The organism is Actinophytocola sp. (assembly GCF_035942955.1).
GTDB lineage: Bacteria > Actinomycetota > Actinomycetes > Mycobacteriales > Pseudonocardiaceae > DASYTH01.
This window is the reverse complement of sequence record NZ_DASZCQ010000024.1, coordinates 1-15787: the sequence shown is the minus strand read 5'-3', so window position 1 is coordinate 15787 and position 15787 is coordinate 1. Positions and strand designations below refer to the sequence as shown.

The following is a 15787-nucleotide window of genomic DNA, read 5'->3' as shown; positions in this document are numbered from 1 at the left end:
ACGGTCAACCAACCTGACTCGACTGCGCGCGGGTGAACCGGATCCTGGCCAGCGCGCCGACCGCCAGCACCGGCAGGGTGACCGCCGCGGCGACCAGGAACAGCAGCGTGAAGTCGCCGGAGGAGGCCAGCCCGCCGACAATCGCGGTGCTGGCCGCGCCGCCGGTGAACACCGCGCTGGCCACCAGCGAGGACGCCGTCCCGCGCAGGTGCTCGGGGGCGGCCGCGATGGTCCAGTCCTGAATGGTCGACTGCGCCACCGAGAGGGCCATGCCGGACAGCACGCTGGCCGCGAGGATCCCCAGAACGGTCTGGCTGATCGCGGCGGAGGCGTAGGCCAGCAGCAGCAACCCCGTGCCGCCGGCGAACATCGTGGCCGACGAGAATCTCGAGTGGACGGCCCGGACCAGCAGGAAGCCACCAACCGCCCCCAGCCCGTACGAGCTGGTGACCAGCCCGGTGACCACCGAGGAGCTGCCGTGCACCTGCAGCGACGCGTTGAAGAAGTTGAAGAACCCCACCATGGGCCCGCCCTCGACAAAGCAGAACACCACGAGGAACGGAAACCAGCTGACCTTGAGCAGCTCGGCCACGCGGCCGAGCGCGATCCCACGGCCCCGCCGCCGCTCGGGATCGAACGACTCGGGCAGCTTGCGGTACAGCATGCAGGCCCCCAGCGCGAGCACCGCGACCACCGCGATCGCGGCCCGCCAGCTGACCAGCTCGGCGAGCAGCCCGCCGCCGACCGTGCCCGCGCCGATGCCAAGCGCGGAGACCGCCATGAGGCCGGACATCGCGCGCTGCCGCTCCTCGGCCGACACGGTGTCGCCCACGTACGCCATCGTCACCGGCGGCAGCGCTCCGGCGAACGCCCCCGAAACGCCCCACGCCACGATCAGCAGGGTCACGTTCGGGGCCAGCGCGGCGAGCAGGCCCGCGCCGGCCATCCCGGCCATGCCGATCCGCATCACCCGGACCCGGCCGACCGAGTCCGAGTAGTTGCCGTAGATCGGTTGCATCAGACCGAACATCAGCAGGTACGCGGTCAGCGCCAGGGTCGTCGTGCTCAGGCTGGCCTGGAAGTGCTCGGCCGCCGGCACCAGCAGCGGAGCGATCAGGATCAGGTCGACGTCGAGCAGGAACCAGCCGGCGTACAGGATTGCCAGATTGTTCTTCTCCCGCACGGCCGTCGTCATCGTGTCGTCAGCGCCCCTCCGTTGACGTGCAGGTTCTGGCCGGTGATGTACCGGGCCGCCGGGGTGGTGAGGAACCGCACCAGCCCGGCGATGTCCTCGGGCCGGCCCGGCCGCCCGACCAAGGTCTCGGCCACCCGCTGCTCGTAGAACGCCGGCGGCATCCCCTCGCCGAAGAACTCGGTCTCGGCGATGTAGCCCGGTGACACCACGTTCGAGGTGATGTCCCGCGGGCCGAGCTTCTTGGCCAGGTGGAGGTTCCACGCCGCGAGGGCCGCCTTGGCCGCGCCGTAGGCGCCCTGGCCGCGGTCGGTGGCGAAGGATCCGATGTGGACGACGGCGCCGCCGCCGGCCAGCTGCTCCTCGAGCGCCGACGTGGTCAGCACGGCGCCGAGCACGTTGGCGTCGAAGTCGGCGCGCCAGTGCGCGGCCACCGCGTGCAGGTCGTCGGTCCGCAGGCCGAGGAAGGCCGGGGCGCTGCCGGCGTTGTTGACCAGGATGTCCACCGGGCCGTCGACCTTGTTGCGCAGCAACGCGACCTGGTCGGGATCGGTGGCGTCGCAGACGACCGCGGTGACCCTCGGGCCGAGCGCGTCGGCCGTCGCGTTCAGGACGTCGGCTCGGCGGCCGGTGATGTACACCTGATGCTCGTCGGCGGCGAAGGCGGCCGCGATGGCCTTGCCGATTCCGCCGCCTCCACCGGTGACCACGGCAGTGCGGGCCATGGGTCGCTCCTCTCGGTTCATCTACCTCGCCACCCCGAACGCGCGCGCCTCCATCAGCGCGTGCCCGAGCATGCCGTCGTGCGGGCTTACCGGCCCCTGCGACCAGGTCGGCAGGGGTCCGAAGAGGACCTTGCGGATCGCCGGCGTCCGCAACGCCTCCTCGGCCAGCGTGCGGTCCTCGGAAAGGACGGTCAACGCCAGCGTGTCGCCGAGCGGGGCCATGCCGAGCTCGCGGCGCCACGGGAGGATCCACACGCACGGGAACGGCAGCTCGATCGCCGATCCCGGGTGGTCGGGCGTCGCGCACAGCAGCACGGCCGGCCGCATGGCCGCCGATCCGTCGCCGAGGTCGGCCACCGGGCCGCCGGAGTAGTGTCCGACGGCGACGTCGACCGCCCCGGCGAGCCGGGACTCGAGCTGGGCGCGCAGGGCGCGGGCCGTTTCGGCCGGCAGCACCGGAAGTTCCGCGTCCGGCGACTGCGGCGGCGCGGGGTTGAGCCGGGCAAGGCGCTCGGCGACCGCACCGGCGAGCTCGCCGGGGTCGGCGTCGGTGAACACCGCGCTGGCGTTGGTGCACCGCATCCCGCCGTCGTAGCCGACGGAGGCGGCGATGGTGTCGAGCACCGACTCGGTGATCGGGCCGGAGTGCAGCAGCTTGGAGCGTCCGGGTCCGCGCATGATCACCGACCGGTTGCCCCCGTACCGCGCCATGGCCGTGTCCCCGCCGAACACCAGGCTCAGGTCGGCGGCCTCGACCAGCGCGTCGCCCGTGGCGTGCCCGCCGGGCAGCAGGGACAGCGCCGTCGGCGGTATGCCGGCGGCCAGCATCGCCGCGATCATCCGCGCCGGGGTGAACGGATCCTTGGCGCCGGGCCGGACGACGACCTGGTAGCCGTTGGCCACCGCCTGGATCCATTGCGTGTGGGTGCCCGGGTTGTTGCTGGGCGCGACCACGGCGAGCACGTCGCCGCGGCGCACCCAGACCGGCTCGATCTGTCCGGGGCGGACGGATTGGCCGGCCCCGGCGGGCCGCTCGGCGGCGACCCTGGCGCCCATGTTGGCGAACGTGGTCTCCATCTCGACGATCGACCGCCGCGCCACCCGGATCGGGACCCCGGCGGCGCGGGCCTGCATCTCGCAGTAACCCTCGGGGGACAGACCGTCGAGAGTGTCGTTGGCGAACAGCTTGCCGGCCAGACGCAGCAGCTCCGGATCCGGAGCCGTGGGACGGGCGGTCCGGCGCGCCTCGCGGACGGTCAGCCCGGCCAGCAGCGGCGGCGCGATGTCCACAGTGGCCAGTAGGCTGTCGTCCACCGCGCGCAGCTCGGCGGTCTCGGCCGACGAGGCCACCTTTCCGGTTCGGACGATGGACACCCGGTACGCCATCAGTAGACCCCCTCGACGATCGCCGGGCCGCCGGTGTCGGCGGGGCGCACGCCGGACAGCTCGATCCCGGTCGGGTGGCCGATCGGGGTGCGGCGGGTGCACGCGTCGCGCTCGAGTGTGGGCGGCACGAACAGGTCCCTGGTGAGCGTGGTGACCTTGACCCGTCCCTCGACGCCCTCGTCCACCGGCTTGTCCGGGTACTGCGGATCGACGAGCTCCACCACGGTGTACGGGTAGAACGGCCGGAAGATGCACGGTGCGGGGTCGCCGTCGCGGCGCGGCCGCTGGGGCGCCATCCCCATCATCGTGTTGCCGTACGCACCCTGGATGACGGCGTCCGGGAAGACCTCCTCCTCGAGCAGCCGCAGCGTTTCGGCGTCGACGCTGGTGCCGCCCCAGACGATGCCGCGGACCTTCGCGCGCAGCGGCTCGTAGACGTCCGGCCGGGCGGCCATGGCGGCCAGGATCGGCGGGGTGGAGGAGATGGCGCGGATGTCCTGAGTGGCCAGCACGTCGCGCACCTGGTCGAGGATGTGGCTGACGTACCGGTTGAAGTCGTCCTGCCGGCCCTCGGCCACGCACCGCTTGGCCCACCGCGGGTCCAGGTCGACGAAGTAGCGCAGGAACCCGCGCATCGTGGCCAGGTTCCCGACGTTCTTGGCCATCACGTGCGGCCCGGTCGGACCGACGTGCAGCCAGCCGCCCTCGCCGTGCGGAAAGCCGGCGAGGTCCAGGACGCTGCTCTGATACTCGATGTTGCGCCGCCGCGAGTCCGCGTCCACGATCCGCTTGGGCGCCCCGGTGGTGCCGCCGGACTCGAAGACGCCGAACGGCGTCTCGGGGCGGCTGCCGCGCGGGATGAGCTGCTGGGCCGGAATCGTGGCCCAGTCCACGGTCACGCCGTCGAACAGGGCGAGGTCCTCGGCGCCGCGGACGTCGGTCAGCGGGTCGAAGCCGAGGTCGGCCACCCGGCTGGTCCAGTATGGACTTCCGGTGCTCGGCGAGAAGTGCCAGGCCATGGTGGCTCGGACGAGCTCATCGAGGGTGGGTGGCTGATCCAGCGGCGCCTCGAAGATCGTGCTGAAATCATCAGGCATTTGTCAGCTCGCGAGTTAGTCAGGACAAACGGACTGCTGGCACCATGCCGGACCGCCGATCCGGGCGCAAGCCGCGGTGCAGCGTGATTCAAGGAGTGGGCCGATTTAGCCAGCTTCCAGGAGGAATCGCTCAGGTTTGAAGAAGCTGTAGCTCGCCGGCGGCGCTTATCGTGACCGCAGTGCCCGTGCTTTTTGAAATGGCGCGGAAATCACAACTCGTGAGGGGAGCACCCCGTGGACGCAGTCGGCGCTCCATTGACCACTCGACAGCACGTCCTCGAGTTCGTCGATCCGGTGGAAGGCTGCACCGGGTATCTCGTGTACGACCGCATCGAGTGCCGCCTGGCGGCGGGCGGATGCCGGATGTGGCCCGGCCTCACGGTGGACACGCTGTCCGCGCTGGCCGAGCGGATGACCCTGAAGCAGCGGGTGCTCGGCACCAACGTGGACGGCGCGAAATGCGGCGTCGACTTCGATCCGCAGGCGCCGGGAAGCCGGGCGGTGCTCGGCCGCTTTCTGGAGTTCCTGCGGCACGAGCTGCTCACCCGGTTCAGCATGGGTTGCGACATGGGCACCCGGTTCGAGCAGCTCGAGGAGCTGGCCACCGCCATGGGCATCGGTTCGGTCAAGGTGGCGGTGAAGAAGGCGCAGGGCTTCAGCGACGAGGAGTTCGCCCGGCGGCAGAGCCTGCTCGACGCCAAGGTCGGGGCCTACACCGTCAGCCAGCGCCGGGCCGGTCACGCCGTGGCGGCCGCCACCGTCGCCGCGGCCCGGCACGCCGGCTACAAGGTCAAGGGGCTGCACGTCGGCCTGCAGGGCTTCGGCAACCTCGGCCGGGCCGCGGCCTACTCCCTTGCGAACTGGGGCGCGTCGGTGACCGCGGTCGGCGACGAGCACGGCTGCATGGTCGATCCGCACGGTTTCGACGTCGCACGGATGCTGCAAGCCGACCGGTCGCGCCCGGTGGTCGACCTGCTCGGCCAGCCGCTGCGGCTGCCCCCGAGTGTCCTTTGTGAACTTCCGGTCGACGTGCTCGTGCTCGCGGCGGCCGAGGATGCGCTCACCCCGGAGCAGGCCGCCGTGCTGCCCGCGCCGGTGGTCGTGGTGGCCGCCAACTGCGGCATCACGCCGGAGGTGGAGCGCATCCTCACCGACCGCGGTGTGGTCGTGGTGCCCGACTTCATCGGCGGCATCGGCGGCTCCGCGTCCATGGAGACGCTGTTCGGACCGGCGAGCACGCCGTCCCCCAAGGAAGTCCTCGACCTGCTCGAGGGCCTGATCGACGAACTGGTGACCGACGTGCTCGGCGCCGCGCGCACCCGCGGGCTGCCACCGAGCCAGGTGGCGCTCGACATCGCCGCGGCGGCCCCCGTCCACCCGGACGGACCGCCATACGGCTCCAGCCCATACCTGCCATCCGGGCGCCGGCCGCGCGGTAACCGCGTTGCCAAGGCGGGCCGTCCCGCTAAGAAGAGAGGCAAGATCAGGTGAGCACCGGGCACGAGGACTGCCGGCACGAGCGCAGCCACATCGTCGACTCCACGTTCTACGGCCGGCGCTACAGCACGCCGGCCACCCGCAGGATCTTCTGCGACCGCTGCCGGTTCCAGCGCTGGCTCGACATCGAGGCGGCGCTGGCCATGGCGGAGGCCGACCTCGGCATCATTCCGGCCGAGGCGGCGAAGAAGATCGGCAAGGCGGCTCAGGTCAACAAGCTGGATCTCGGGAAGGTCAAGGCGGAGATCGAGCGCACCGGCCACTCGCTCGTCGGCCTGCTGCGGGTGTTCCAGGAGGCCGTCGACGACGGCGCCGGTGAGTACATCCACTACGGCACGACCACTCAGGACATTCAGGACACCGGGCAGTCCCTCGAGATGCGCGACGTGCTCGACGAGCTCGAGGACATGCTCCGCGACATCATGGTCCGCCTTGCCGAGCTGGCCGAGGAGCACGAGACCACCGTCGCGTTGGGACGGACCCACGCGCAACCCGCGCTGCCGCTGACCTTCGGCGTCAAGGTGGCGAGCTGGCTGGACGAGATGCTCCGGCACGCCGAGCGGGTGGAGAACATGCGTCCCCGGGTGCTGACCGCCGAGCTGTTCGGCGCGGTCGGCACCATGGCCGGCTTCGGCGACCAGGCGCTCGAGCTGCTCGACGGGTTCGCCGGCCGGCTCGGCCTGACGGCCCCGCTGATCGGCTGGCACGTGTCGAGGGACCGGATCGCGGAGTACGTGTCGACGCTGGCGATGATCGCCGGAACCGTCGGCCGCATCGCCGACGAGGTGCGCACCCTGTCCCGGCCCGAGATGGGCGAGCTGGAGGAGGGCTGGCACCACGGCAAGGTCGGCAGCAGCACCATGCCGCACAAGCGCAACCCGGAGGCCAGCGAGCAGGCAGTGGTCATGGCCCGGCTCTGCGCCACCCTGGTTCCGGCGGCGATGGCGGCGATGAGCGGGGACAACGAGCGCGACTCCCGGTCTCTGCGGCTGGAATGGGCGATCGTGCCCGAGGTCTCGCATTACGCCCTGTCCGGCTGCGAGATCCTGCGCATCATCCTCAACGGCCTCGTCGTGCACACCGACCGGATGCGCGAGAACGTCCAGGAGGTCTCCGACCAGCTGGCGACCGAGGCGCTGATGCTGGCCATCGGTGAGCGCGCCGGCAAGCAGTTCGCGCACGAGGTCGTCTACGAGCTGAGCCAGGAGGCGCGGCGCGACGGCATCCCGCTGCGCGAGATCTTCCTCACCCACCCAAAGCGGTGCGTCGAGGCCGACGACGAGGTGCGCCGGATCTTCAACCCGAGCCGGTACCTCGGCCAGTCCTCGCAACTCACCAGGCGCGTGGTGGATCGGGCGAGGTCCTGGTTGGACGGACGGGCGGCCGCATGACCGCGACGACGATCCTGTTGCCGCAGCCGCTCTACGCCACGATCGTCGGCCACGTCGTGCGCAAGATGAGCGGCTACTACCTCGACGGCGAGACCCCGGAGCGCAAGGCCTTCGGGATGCTCGCCGGCACGCCAGGGCCCGACGGCTTCACCGTCACTGCGGTGTTCCCGTTGCTGGTCAACATGCGCCGCGACGACCGGTACCGCGACGACATGGACGAGATCGTCGACTCGTTCGCGATCCCGTCGGAGACGCCCAACGAGCAGCGCGGGTGGATCGCCAACCCGTTGGAGCTGATGGCGATCGAGGACGTCTGCGACGCGTACGGCTGGATCCCGTTCGGCAACTACCACACCCATCGCGTTCCGTGGCCGCACGACCCCATGCGCGACTCGTGCACCCGCCTCGACCGTTCGCTGGCCGCCGACACCGGCCAGTGGACGTTCATCTACTCGGCGGTCGACCTGCGCCGGCCGTCGATCCGCGCCTTCTACGAGGGCGACAACGACCGCGAGGCCACCATCCGGCTCGCGCCGAAGTCCCTGACCACCGTGACAGCCGGGAGAAGAGCTGCGTCATGACCGCGACCTACGAGGACGTCCTGCGGTTCCACACCCATGAATGCCCAGGCATCGCCGTCGGCTACCGCATCGCCGAGCTCGCCGCGCAGCGGTTCGGCCGGCACAGCTTCGAAAACGAGCTGGTCGCCACGGCGGAGACCGACTCGTGCGCGCTGGACGCGATCCAGGTGCTGACCGGGTGCACGTTCGGCAAGGGCAACCTGGTCCACGTCGACAACGGCAAGTACACCTTCTCGTTCTGGCGTCGCTTCGACGGCGCCGGGATCAAGATCTCCGCCCGGCCCAACGGCGACGCGTACCGCGACGAGCAGACCTGGGCCCTGTACAACAGGATCCAGGACGGCACCGCGACCGGCGCGGACCGCGCGCTGTTCAGCCGGCTGCAGACCGCCCGCGTCAAGCGCATCCTGGCCGCTCCGGTCGAGGCACTCCTCGTCGTGGCGGAGACCACCGACGCGATGCCCGAACGGCACCGGCTCAAGCCGAGCGCCCCCTGCGCCGGCTGCGGCGACCTCACCGGCGTCGACATCCTGCACGACCACCGCGGCCGGATGCTGTGCCCGCCGTGTCACCTCCGGGCGCACGGCGGCGTGCTGCCGCCGGACCACGGCCACCACCACCATTCCCCACCCCAAATTGCCAGCTGAGCCGCCGGCGTCGTAGCGTGACGGGATGGATCTGCGGGTCTCCCGTTGCTTCATCGCCGTGGACGACCTTGACAGTGCGCTCGCCTTCTACCGCGACGTGCTCGGCCTCGAAGTACGCAACGACGTCCGAGCCGAGGGGATGCGCTGGGTCACCGTGAGCCCGGTGCTCCAGGAGCCGACCGACCAGCCCAACGGCGTACGCGACTGCGCATTCCGCGACCCCTCGGGAACCATGCTGCGCTTCGCCGAGCCCCGCGGTATTTGACTGTCCATCTGGAACTCAGAGCCGGTTCTGCAGCGCGTCGGCGGCGGCGAGGAGGTCGGCCGCCCAGCGGGCGCCCGGCCGGCGGCCCATGCGGTCGATCGGTCCGGACACCGAAACGGCCGCGATCACGGCGCCGGAGGAGTCGCGCACCGGGGCGGACACGCTGGCGACGCCGGGCTCGCGCTCGGCGACGCTCTGTGCCCAGCCGCGGCGGCGAACCTCGAGCAGGGCCCGCTCGCCGAACACGGCGTCGGCGAGGACGGTGCGCTGGATGGTGGGATCGGCCCACGCGGCAAGGACTTTGGCGCCCGAGCCGGCGGTCATCGGCAGCCGGGCGCCGACCGGCACGGTGTCGCGCAACCCGCTGGGTGGTTCGGCGGCGCAGATGCAGATGCGGTGCAGACCGTCCCGCCGGTACAGCTGCACGCTCTCGCCGGTGCGGTCGCGAAGCCGGGGCAGCACGGCGTTGGCGGCGTCGAGCAGCGGGTCGGTGGCGCCGCCGGCCAACTCGGCGAGCGCGGCGCCGGGCCGCCAGCGGCCGTCGGATCCCCGGCGCAGCAGGCGATGCACCTCCAGCCCGACGGCCAGCCGGTGCGCGGTGGCGCGCGGCAGGCCGGTCTTGGCGCACAGCTCGGCGAGCCCGCACGGCTCCTTGGCTACCGCCTGCAGCACGGACATCGCCTTGTCAAGAACCCCGATACCACTGTGCTGCTCTTTAGTACTAGGCTGTCCCACGACGCGATACTATGTTCCCGCAATATGGGATGTCCAGTCAGTGGAACGCTGCAAAGGTTGATACGGCCATGGGACTCACGCTCGCCGAGAAGGTATGGAACGCACACGTGGTGCGGCAGGGCAGCGGCGCCGAACCCGACCTGCTCTACATCGACCTCCACCTCGTGCACGAAGTGACCAGCCCGCAGGCGTTCGACGGCCTGCGCCTGGCCGGCCGCCGGGTGCGCCGGCCGGATCTGACGATCGCGACCGAGGATCACAACGTCCCGACCGAGGGGATCGAGCTGCCCATCGCCGATCCGGTGTCCAGGACCCAGGTCGAGACGCTTCGGCACAACTGCGCCGAGTTCGGGATCCGGCTGCACCCGATGGGCGACGCCGAGCAGGGCATCGTGCACGTCGTCGGCCCGCAGCTGGGCTTGACCCAGCCGGGCATGACGGTGGTCTGCGGGGACAGCCACACCTCCACCCACGGCGCCTTCGGGGCGCTCGCGTTCGGCATCGGCACCTCCGAGGTGGAGCACGTGCTGGCCACCCAGACCTTGCCGCTGCGGCGGTTCCGGACCATGGCGATCAATGTGGACGGACGGCTGCGGGCCGGCGTCACGGCCAAGGACATCATCCTCGCGGTCATCGCCAAGATCGGCACCGGCGGCGGGCAGGGCTACGTGCTGGAGTACCGTGGCGCGGCGATCGCCGAGCTGTCCATGGAAGCCCGCATGACGATCTGCAACATGTCCATCGAGGCGGGCGCACGGGCCGGCATGATCGCGCCGGACGAGACCACGTTCGCCTACCTGAAGGGGCGCCCGCACGCGCCGTCCGGCGCCGCGTGGGACGCCGCGCTCGACTACTGGCGGGGGCTGGGCACCGACCCAGACGCCGAGTTCGACGCCGAGGTGCACATCGACGCCGGCGCGCTGACCCCGTACGTCACCTGGGGAACCAACCCCGGCCAGGGCCTCCCGCTGTCCGGGCGGGTGCCGGACCCCGCGGACATGGCCGACGACAACGCCCGGCTGGCCGCCGAGAAGGCACTGTCATACATGGATCTGACCCCGGGCACCCCGCTGCGGGACATCTCGGTGGACACCGTGTTCCTCGGCTCGTGCACCAACGGGCGGATCGAGGACCTGCGCGCCGCCGCCGAGGTGCTGCGCGGCCGCAAGGTCGCCAGCGGGGTGCGCATGCTGGTGGTGCCCGGCTCCATGCGGGTGCGCGCGGCGGCCGAGGCCGAGGGGCTGGACAAGGTGTTCCTTGCGGCCGGCGCGGAGTGGCGCTCGGCGGGGTGCTCGATGTGCCTTGGCATGAACCCGGACCAACTCAAGCCGGGGGAGCGGGCCGCGTCTACATCGAACCGCAACTTCGAAGGCAGGCAGGGCAAGGGCGGCCGGACCCACCTGGTCTCCCCCCTGGTGGCCGCCGCCACGGCGGTGCGCGGCACGCTGTCGTCGCCGGAAGACCTGAGCTGAGGGAGCCGAAACCATGGAGCCGTTCACCAGCCACACCGGCGTCGGGGTGCCGCTGCGCCGGTCCAACGTGGACACCGACCAGATCATCCCGGCGGTCTACCTGAAGCGGGTGAGCCGTACCGGGTTCGAGGACGGGCTGTTCGCCGCCTGGCGGGCCGACGAGGGGTTCGTGCTCAACGCCGAGCCGTACCGGGCCGGCACGGTGCTCGTGGCCGGGCCGGACTTCGGCATCGGGTCCTCACGCGAGCACGCCGTGTGGGCGCTGTGCGACTACGGGTTCCGGGTGGTGATCTCCTCCCGGTTCGCCGACATCTTCCGCGGCAACGCGGGCAAGCAGGGGCTGCTGGCCGCCGAGTGCGACCAGGCCGACGTGGAGCAGCTGTGGAAGCTGCTCGAAACCCGGCCGGGTACCGAGGTGACGGTCGACCTGCGGGAGAAGACCGTGCGCGCCAACGAGTTCGTCGCCCCGTTCGCGGTGGACGACTACACCCGCTGGCGCCTGCTCGAAGGGCTCGACGACATCGCCCTGACCCTGCGACACGCGGACTCCATCACCGAGTTCGAACGCAACCGGCCGCAGTGGAAGCCCACCACCACCCCCGCTCCGACCACCTGATCGCCCCTCCGATCGCCCCGCGAGGCAAGGGATTCGGCCGCCCGAAGTGGCGAATTTGGGCGAGTCGCGTGGAAATTACGCGCGATTAGGCATACGGTGGCACAGAGTCGGCCAGATGGGCCGAGACGGAAGTACGTTCTCATGGAGGACTGAAGGGTGAACAAGGCCCAACTGATCGAGGCGTTGTCTGAGCGCCTCGGCGACAAGAAGGCCGCAGGTGCTGCGGTCGACGGTCTCGTCGACGTGATCGTGCGCACGGTCAACAAGGGCGAGAAGGTCAACATCACCGGCTTCGGCGTGTTCGAGAAGCGCGCCCGGGCCGCCCGCACCGCCCGCAACCCGCGCACGGGCGAGACCGTGAAGGTGAAGAAGACGACGGTGCCTGCCTTCCGTGCGGGCACGACGTTCAAGGACGTCATCAGCGGTGCCAAGAAGCTGCCCAAGGTGAGTGCTCGCGCCGGCGCCGGCCGCGCGGCCGCGTCGTCGTCGTCCACGCGCACCACCGCGACGAGGAGCAGCAGCACCACCGGCCGCGCCGCGGCCACCCGCACCGCGACCACGCGTTCGCGGACCACGGCGGCGAAGCCGACCGCACGCACGACGGCGCGCACCACCGCGGCCAAGAGCACCGCGAAGGCGGCGCCGAAGGCCGCGACGCGGTCCACGGCGAAGAAGGCGACCCCGGCCAAGAAGGCCACCCCGGCCAGGGCGACCCGCCCGGCCGCCAAGAAGACCGGCAAGAAGTAGGTAGGAGAGAGGAACCCCGGGGTCCGCCGGTTGGGCCCCGGGGTTCCGCGCGTGTTGGCACCTCACGTCGTTGTGTTGGCGTCTCACGTCGTCATGTTGGCGGCTGGCGCGGGTGTGTTGGCGGCTCACGTCGGTGTGTTGGCGTTCTGCGCGCTAGTTCCGCGCGCCAGGCGCCAACACGGCGACGCCAGAGGCAAACACGCCGGTTCAGGGCGTGGGGATGTAGTGGGCGGCCAGGAGGCGGGCTTCGCGGGTGAAGGACAGCAGCCAGATGCTGCCCTTGCGGTGGGGAGCGTCGTCGAGGTCCAGTCCGGAGTCCGGGGCCAGGCGGGACAGCAGGTCCGGGATCACGCCGCCCTGGCTGCAGACCACGGGTGTGCCGCCGGCCGCGGCGATCTGCCGTAGCCGGGCCACGGCGGCGTCCTCGTGGCCCGTGTAGCCCCGCTCGGACAGCATCGGCTCCGCGATGACCGGGGTGCCGAGATCTTCGGCCAGCTGCTGGACTGTCTGCGTGCAACGCAGCAGCGGGGCGGAGTGGACCCGGTCGACGCCGAACAGCGGGAGGATCGCGCGCAGCGCCTTCACCTCCTGCCAACCCGCATCGGACAGCGGGCGCAGGTCGTCCGGGCCGGACCAGTCGGCGCGGCGGCCCGCGGTGGCGTGGCGCACGAGGGCCAGCGTGGTGAGTTCGGCCGGCAGCGCGGAGAACGCCCGCACGATGTCCAGATCATGGGGGTAGCTCAACAGGTTGCCCGCCTCGCGCGGCGGCAGCCAGCGCAACTCGTCGACCTCCCGGTTGGGCCGGAACCCCCCGGAACGGGCCCGTGCGGCCACGTAGTCCACCGTCTTGGTCGCGTCACCCACGGGATAGCGCACCTGCCCCAGGTACCGGCCGAGCGTGGCGGAGAAGCCGGTTTCCTCGGCCACCTCCCGCGCGGCCGCCGCCCAGAGCGGCTCACCGGGTTCGAGCTTGCCCTTGGGCAGGCTCCAGTCGTCGTACTTCGGCCGATGCACGACGGCGATCTCGACCGGTCCCTTGACGCCCGGCCGCCACAACACCGCGCCGGCGGCGAGGATCTCGGCCATGCCCGGTCAGCTCAGCGCCCGATGCGTGCCGAGCAGCTGCGCCTGATGGTCGCGCACGGACGAACCGTCCTCAGGGGACGCCTTCCACTCGCCCTCCGGCCCGAGCACCCAGCACCGGGTCGCCGGGTCCAGCGCCGAGTCGAGCATGGCGTCGAGCTGGGCGGTGAGCTTCGGGTCGGTGATCCGCACCTGCACCTCCACCCGCCGGTCCAGGTTGCGGTGCATGAGGTCGGCGCTGCCGATCCAGTGCTCGTCGGCGCCGACGAAGTGGAACACCCGGGAGTGCTCGAGGAACCGGCCGAGGATCGACCGCACCCGGATGTTCTCCGACAGCCCGGGGATCCCCGGCTTCAGCGCGCAGATCCCGCGGACCACGATGTCCACGCCGACACCGGCCTGCGATGCGCGGTACAGCGCGTCGATCACCTGCTCGTCCACCAGGGAGTTGATTTTGAAGCGGATCCCGGCCGGGCGCCCGGTCCGCAGGTGCTCCACCTCGTGCTCGATCCGCTCGATGATGCCGCGCCGGATCCCGTACGGCGCAACGAGCAGGCTGCGGTACTGGTCCTGCCGGGCGTACCCGGTCAGCACGTTGAACAGGTCGGTGAGATCCGCGCCGATCGTCGGCTCCGCGGTGAGTAGCCCGACGTCCTCGTACAGCCGCGCGGTCTTCGGGTTGTAGTTCCCCGTCCCGATGTGGCAGTAGCGCCGGATCGTGGCCCCCTCCTGGCGCACGACCAGCGCGGTCTTGCAGTGCGTCTTGAGGCCCACCAAGCCGTAGACCACGTGCACGCCGGCCTTCTCCAGCGTCCGCGCCCACTTGATGTTCGCCTGCTCGTCGAACCGCGCCTTGACCTCCACCAGCGCGACGACCTGCTTGCCGGCCTCGGCCGCGGCGATCAGCGCGTCCACGATCGGTGAGTCACCCGAGGTTCGGTACAGCGTCTGCTTTATCGCCAGCACGTGCGGGTCGCCGGCCGCCTGCTCGATGAACCGTTGCACGCTCGTGGAGAACGAGTCGTACGGATGGTGCACGAGCACGTCGCCGTCGCGCAGCGTCGAGAACACGCTGCGCGGGGTCTCGCGCTCGGCGAACGCCGGGTGGGTGGCCGGAACGAACGGCGGATCCTTGAGCTGCTTGCGGTCTATGGCGTACAGCTGCCACAGGCAGGACAGGTCGAGCAGGCCCGGCACCACGACCACGTCGTTCGGGTGCACCTCCAGCTCGCGCAGCAGCAGCTCCATCATGTGCTCGCTCATGTCGTCGGCCACCTCGAGCCGGACCGGCGGCCCGAACCGGCGCTGCGCGAGCTCGCGTTCCAACGCCTGCAGCAGATCCTCGTCGCGGTCCTCCTCGACCTCGAGGTCGGCGTTGCGGGTGACCCGGAACGCGTGCACCTCGGTGACCTGCATGCCGGTGAACAGATCCGACAGGTGCGCGGCGATCAGCTCCTCCAGCGGGAGGAAGGTGTCGGCGGCGTCGTCCCCGCCCGCGTCCGCCGGCACCAGCCGCGGCACGTTGTCCGGCACCTTGACCCTGGCGAACCGCTCGGTGCCCCCCTCCGGATCCCGCACGGTCACCGCGAGGTTGAGCGACAGCCCGGAGATGTACGGGAACGGGTGCGCGTGGTCGACCGCCAGCGGGGTCAGCACCGGAAAGACCCGCTCGCTGAAGTACGTCGTCAGCCGCAGCTGCTCGTGCTCGGCGAGGTCGGCCCAGGTGACGATCCGGATGCCGTGCGCGGCCAGCTGCGGGCGCACCCGCTCCTCGAACGCGCGGGCGTGCTGCTCGACCAGTTCCTGGGTGCGCTTGGAGATGTACGCCAGCTGCTCGCGCGGGGTGAGGCCGTCGGCGCTGCGCACGGTCAGACCGGTCTCGTCGCGGCGTTTCAGGCCGGCCACCCGGACCATGTAGAACTCGTCGAGGTTCGACGCGAAGATGGCAAGGAACTTCGCGCGCTCGAGCAGCGGCTGCGACTCGTCCTCGGCCAGCGCGAGCACCCGGGCGTTGAAGTCCAACCAGGACAGTTCGCGGTTGAGGTACCGGTCGTCCGGCAGGTCGGTGTCCGCGATCGTCGGCGTGACCGCGGGCGGCGCCGACGGCACGCCGCGCGGCTCGGGCAGGACTGATTCGACAGCCTCGGCCGACCCGTCCCCGGTCAGCTCATGCACGCGCTCGGTACTCACGCCCCCATTGTGCAGCCCTGCCGGCTCGATGTCGCACCCGTCATCCACCGTTCATGTGCGCACCCATGGGCGGGCGGCACAATAGATCAAAGTGGACGTTCGCGGCCCGAGCCCCAACTCCTCGGCCGCCGCCAGATCCTCCTCGGTGTCCACGTCGCAGCGC

15 protein-coding genes are annotated in these 15787 nt (G+C 71.0%); 8 read left to right on the top strand and 7 right to left on the bottom strand.

The features are described 5' to 3' along the window. Window positions 1-4: 4 nt before the first annotated feature. Genes VGX25_RS01860 through VGX25_RS01845 form a run of 4 tightly spaced genes read right to left on the bottom strand, consistent with a single transcriptional unit; the run spans window position 5 to window position 4400 of the window. Complete coding sequence (locus VGX25_RS01860) at window positions 5-1195, bottom strand: MFS transporter (protein ID WP_326915741.1); 1191 nt, start codon at window positions 1193-1195, stop codon at window positions 5-7. Then, window positions 1192-1917: an SDR family NAD(P)-dependent oxidoreductase gene (locus VGX25_RS01855; RefSeq protein WP_326915740.1), complete on the bottom strand. Its 726-nt coding sequence runs from the start codon at window positions 1915-1917 to the stop codon at window positions 1192-1194. The genes VGX25_RS01860 and VGX25_RS01855 overlap by 4 nt, the downstream gene beginning before the upstream one ends. Window positions 1918-1938: 21 nt before the next feature. Beyond that, a complete protein-coding gene (locus VGX25_RS01850; RefSeq protein ID WP_326915739.1) occupies window positions 1939-3303 on the bottom strand; it encodes an aldehyde dehydrogenase family protein in 1365 nt (454 codons plus the stop codon). Next, the gene (locus VGX25_RS01845; RefSeq protein WP_326915738.1) at window positions 3303-4400 is read right to left on the bottom strand and encodes a phenazine antibiotic biosynthesis protein; all 1098 of its coding nucleotides are present in this window, start codon (window positions 4398-4400) and stop codon (window positions 3303-3305) included. Before VGX25_RS01845 ends, VGX25_RS01850 begins: the two co-directional genes overlap by 1 nt. Before the next feature lie 234 nt (window positions 4401-4634). Here VGX25_RS01845 and VGX25_RS01840 point away from each other — a divergent pair, with 234 nt between their 5' ends. From VGX25_RS01840 to VGX25_RS01820, 5 genes are read left to right on the top strand one after another with little or no spacing between them, the layout of a single operon-like run. Continuing rightward, window positions 4635-5891: a Glu/Leu/Phe/Val dehydrogenase dimerization domain-containing protein gene (locus tag VGX25_RS01840; protein WP_326915737.1), complete on the top strand. Its 1257-nt coding sequence runs from the start codon at window positions 4635-4637 to the stop codon at window positions 5889-5891. After that, on the top strand, window positions 5888-7288 hold the full coding sequence (locus VGX25_RS01835) for an adenylosuccinate lyase family protein (protein ID WP_326915736.1): 1401 nt from the start codon (window positions 5888-5890) through the stop codon (window positions 7286-7288). Before VGX25_RS01840 ends, VGX25_RS01835 begins: the two co-directional genes overlap by 4 nt. After that, window positions 7285-7869: a hypothetical protein gene (locus VGX25_RS01830; RefSeq protein WP_326915735.1), complete on the top strand. Its 585-nt coding sequence runs from the start codon at window positions 7285-7287 to the stop codon at window positions 7867-7869. The genes VGX25_RS01835 and VGX25_RS01830 overlap by 4 nt, the downstream gene beginning before the upstream one ends. Further along, complete coding sequence (locus tag VGX25_RS01825; protein ID WP_326915734.1) at window positions 7866-8516, top strand: FmdE family protein; 651 nt, start codon at window positions 7866-7868, stop codon at window positions 8514-8516. The genes VGX25_RS01830 and VGX25_RS01825 overlap by 4 nt, the downstream gene beginning before the upstream one ends. Window positions 8517-8541: 25 nt before the next feature. After that, window positions 8542-8781: a VOC family protein gene (locus VGX25_RS01820; protein ID WP_326915733.1), complete on the top strand. Its 240-nt coding sequence runs from the start codon at window positions 8542-8544 to the stop codon at window positions 8779-8781. A 15-nt stretch (window positions 8782-8796) separates the two neighbouring features. Here the strand turns inward: VGX25_RS01820 and VGX25_RS01815 are convergent, their stop codons facing one another. After that, window positions 8797-9459: an IclR family transcriptional regulator gene (locus tag VGX25_RS01815; protein WP_414635702.1), complete on the bottom strand. Its 663-nt coding sequence runs from the start codon at window positions 9457-9459 to the stop codon at window positions 8797-8799. Between the two features lie 125 nt (window positions 9460-9584). Between VGX25_RS01815 and leuC the strand changes: the two genes are divergently transcribed. From leuC to VGX25_RS01800, 3 genes are all read left to right on the top strand, one after another. After that, on the top strand, window positions 9585-10988 hold the full coding sequence (leuC, locus tag VGX25_RS01810; RefSeq protein WP_326915731.1) for a 3-isopropylmalate dehydratase large subunit: 1404 nt from the start codon (window positions 9585-9587) through the stop codon (window positions 10986-10988). 13 nt (window positions 10989-11001) lie between these two features. Next, window positions 11002-11604 carry a 3-isopropylmalate dehydratase small subunit gene (gene leuD / locus VGX25_RS01805; RefSeq protein WP_326915730.1) on the top strand — a complete coding sequence of 201 codons (603 nt, stop codon included), beginning with the start codon at window positions 11002-11004 and terminating at the stop codon, window positions 11602-11604. A 156-nt stretch (window positions 11605-11760) separates the two neighbouring features. Continuing rightward, window positions 11761-12351 carry an HU family DNA-binding protein gene (locus tag VGX25_RS01800; protein WP_326915729.1) on the top strand — a complete coding sequence of 197 codons (591 nt, stop codon included), beginning with the start codon at window positions 11761-11763 and terminating at the stop codon, window positions 12349-12351. A 207-nt stretch (window positions 12352-12558) separates the two neighbouring features. On the opposite strand, the gene VGX25_RS01795 is transcribed toward VGX25_RS01800, so the two are convergent. Together VGX25_RS01795 and VGX25_RS01790 are read right to left on the bottom strand one after the other, a co-directional pair. Then, the gene (locus VGX25_RS01795) at window positions 12559-13437 is read right to left on the bottom strand and encodes an NUDIX hydrolase (protein ID WP_326915728.1); all 879 of its coding nucleotides are present in this window, start codon (window positions 13435-13437) and stop codon (window positions 12559-12561) included. Window positions 13438-13443: 6 nt separating this feature from the next. After that, on the bottom strand, window positions 13444-15600 hold the full coding sequence (locus VGX25_RS01790; protein WP_326915759.1) for an RNA degradosome polyphosphate kinase: 2157 nt from the start codon (window positions 15598-15600) through the stop codon (window positions 13444-13446). Window positions 15601-15787: the final 187 nt, after the last annotated feature.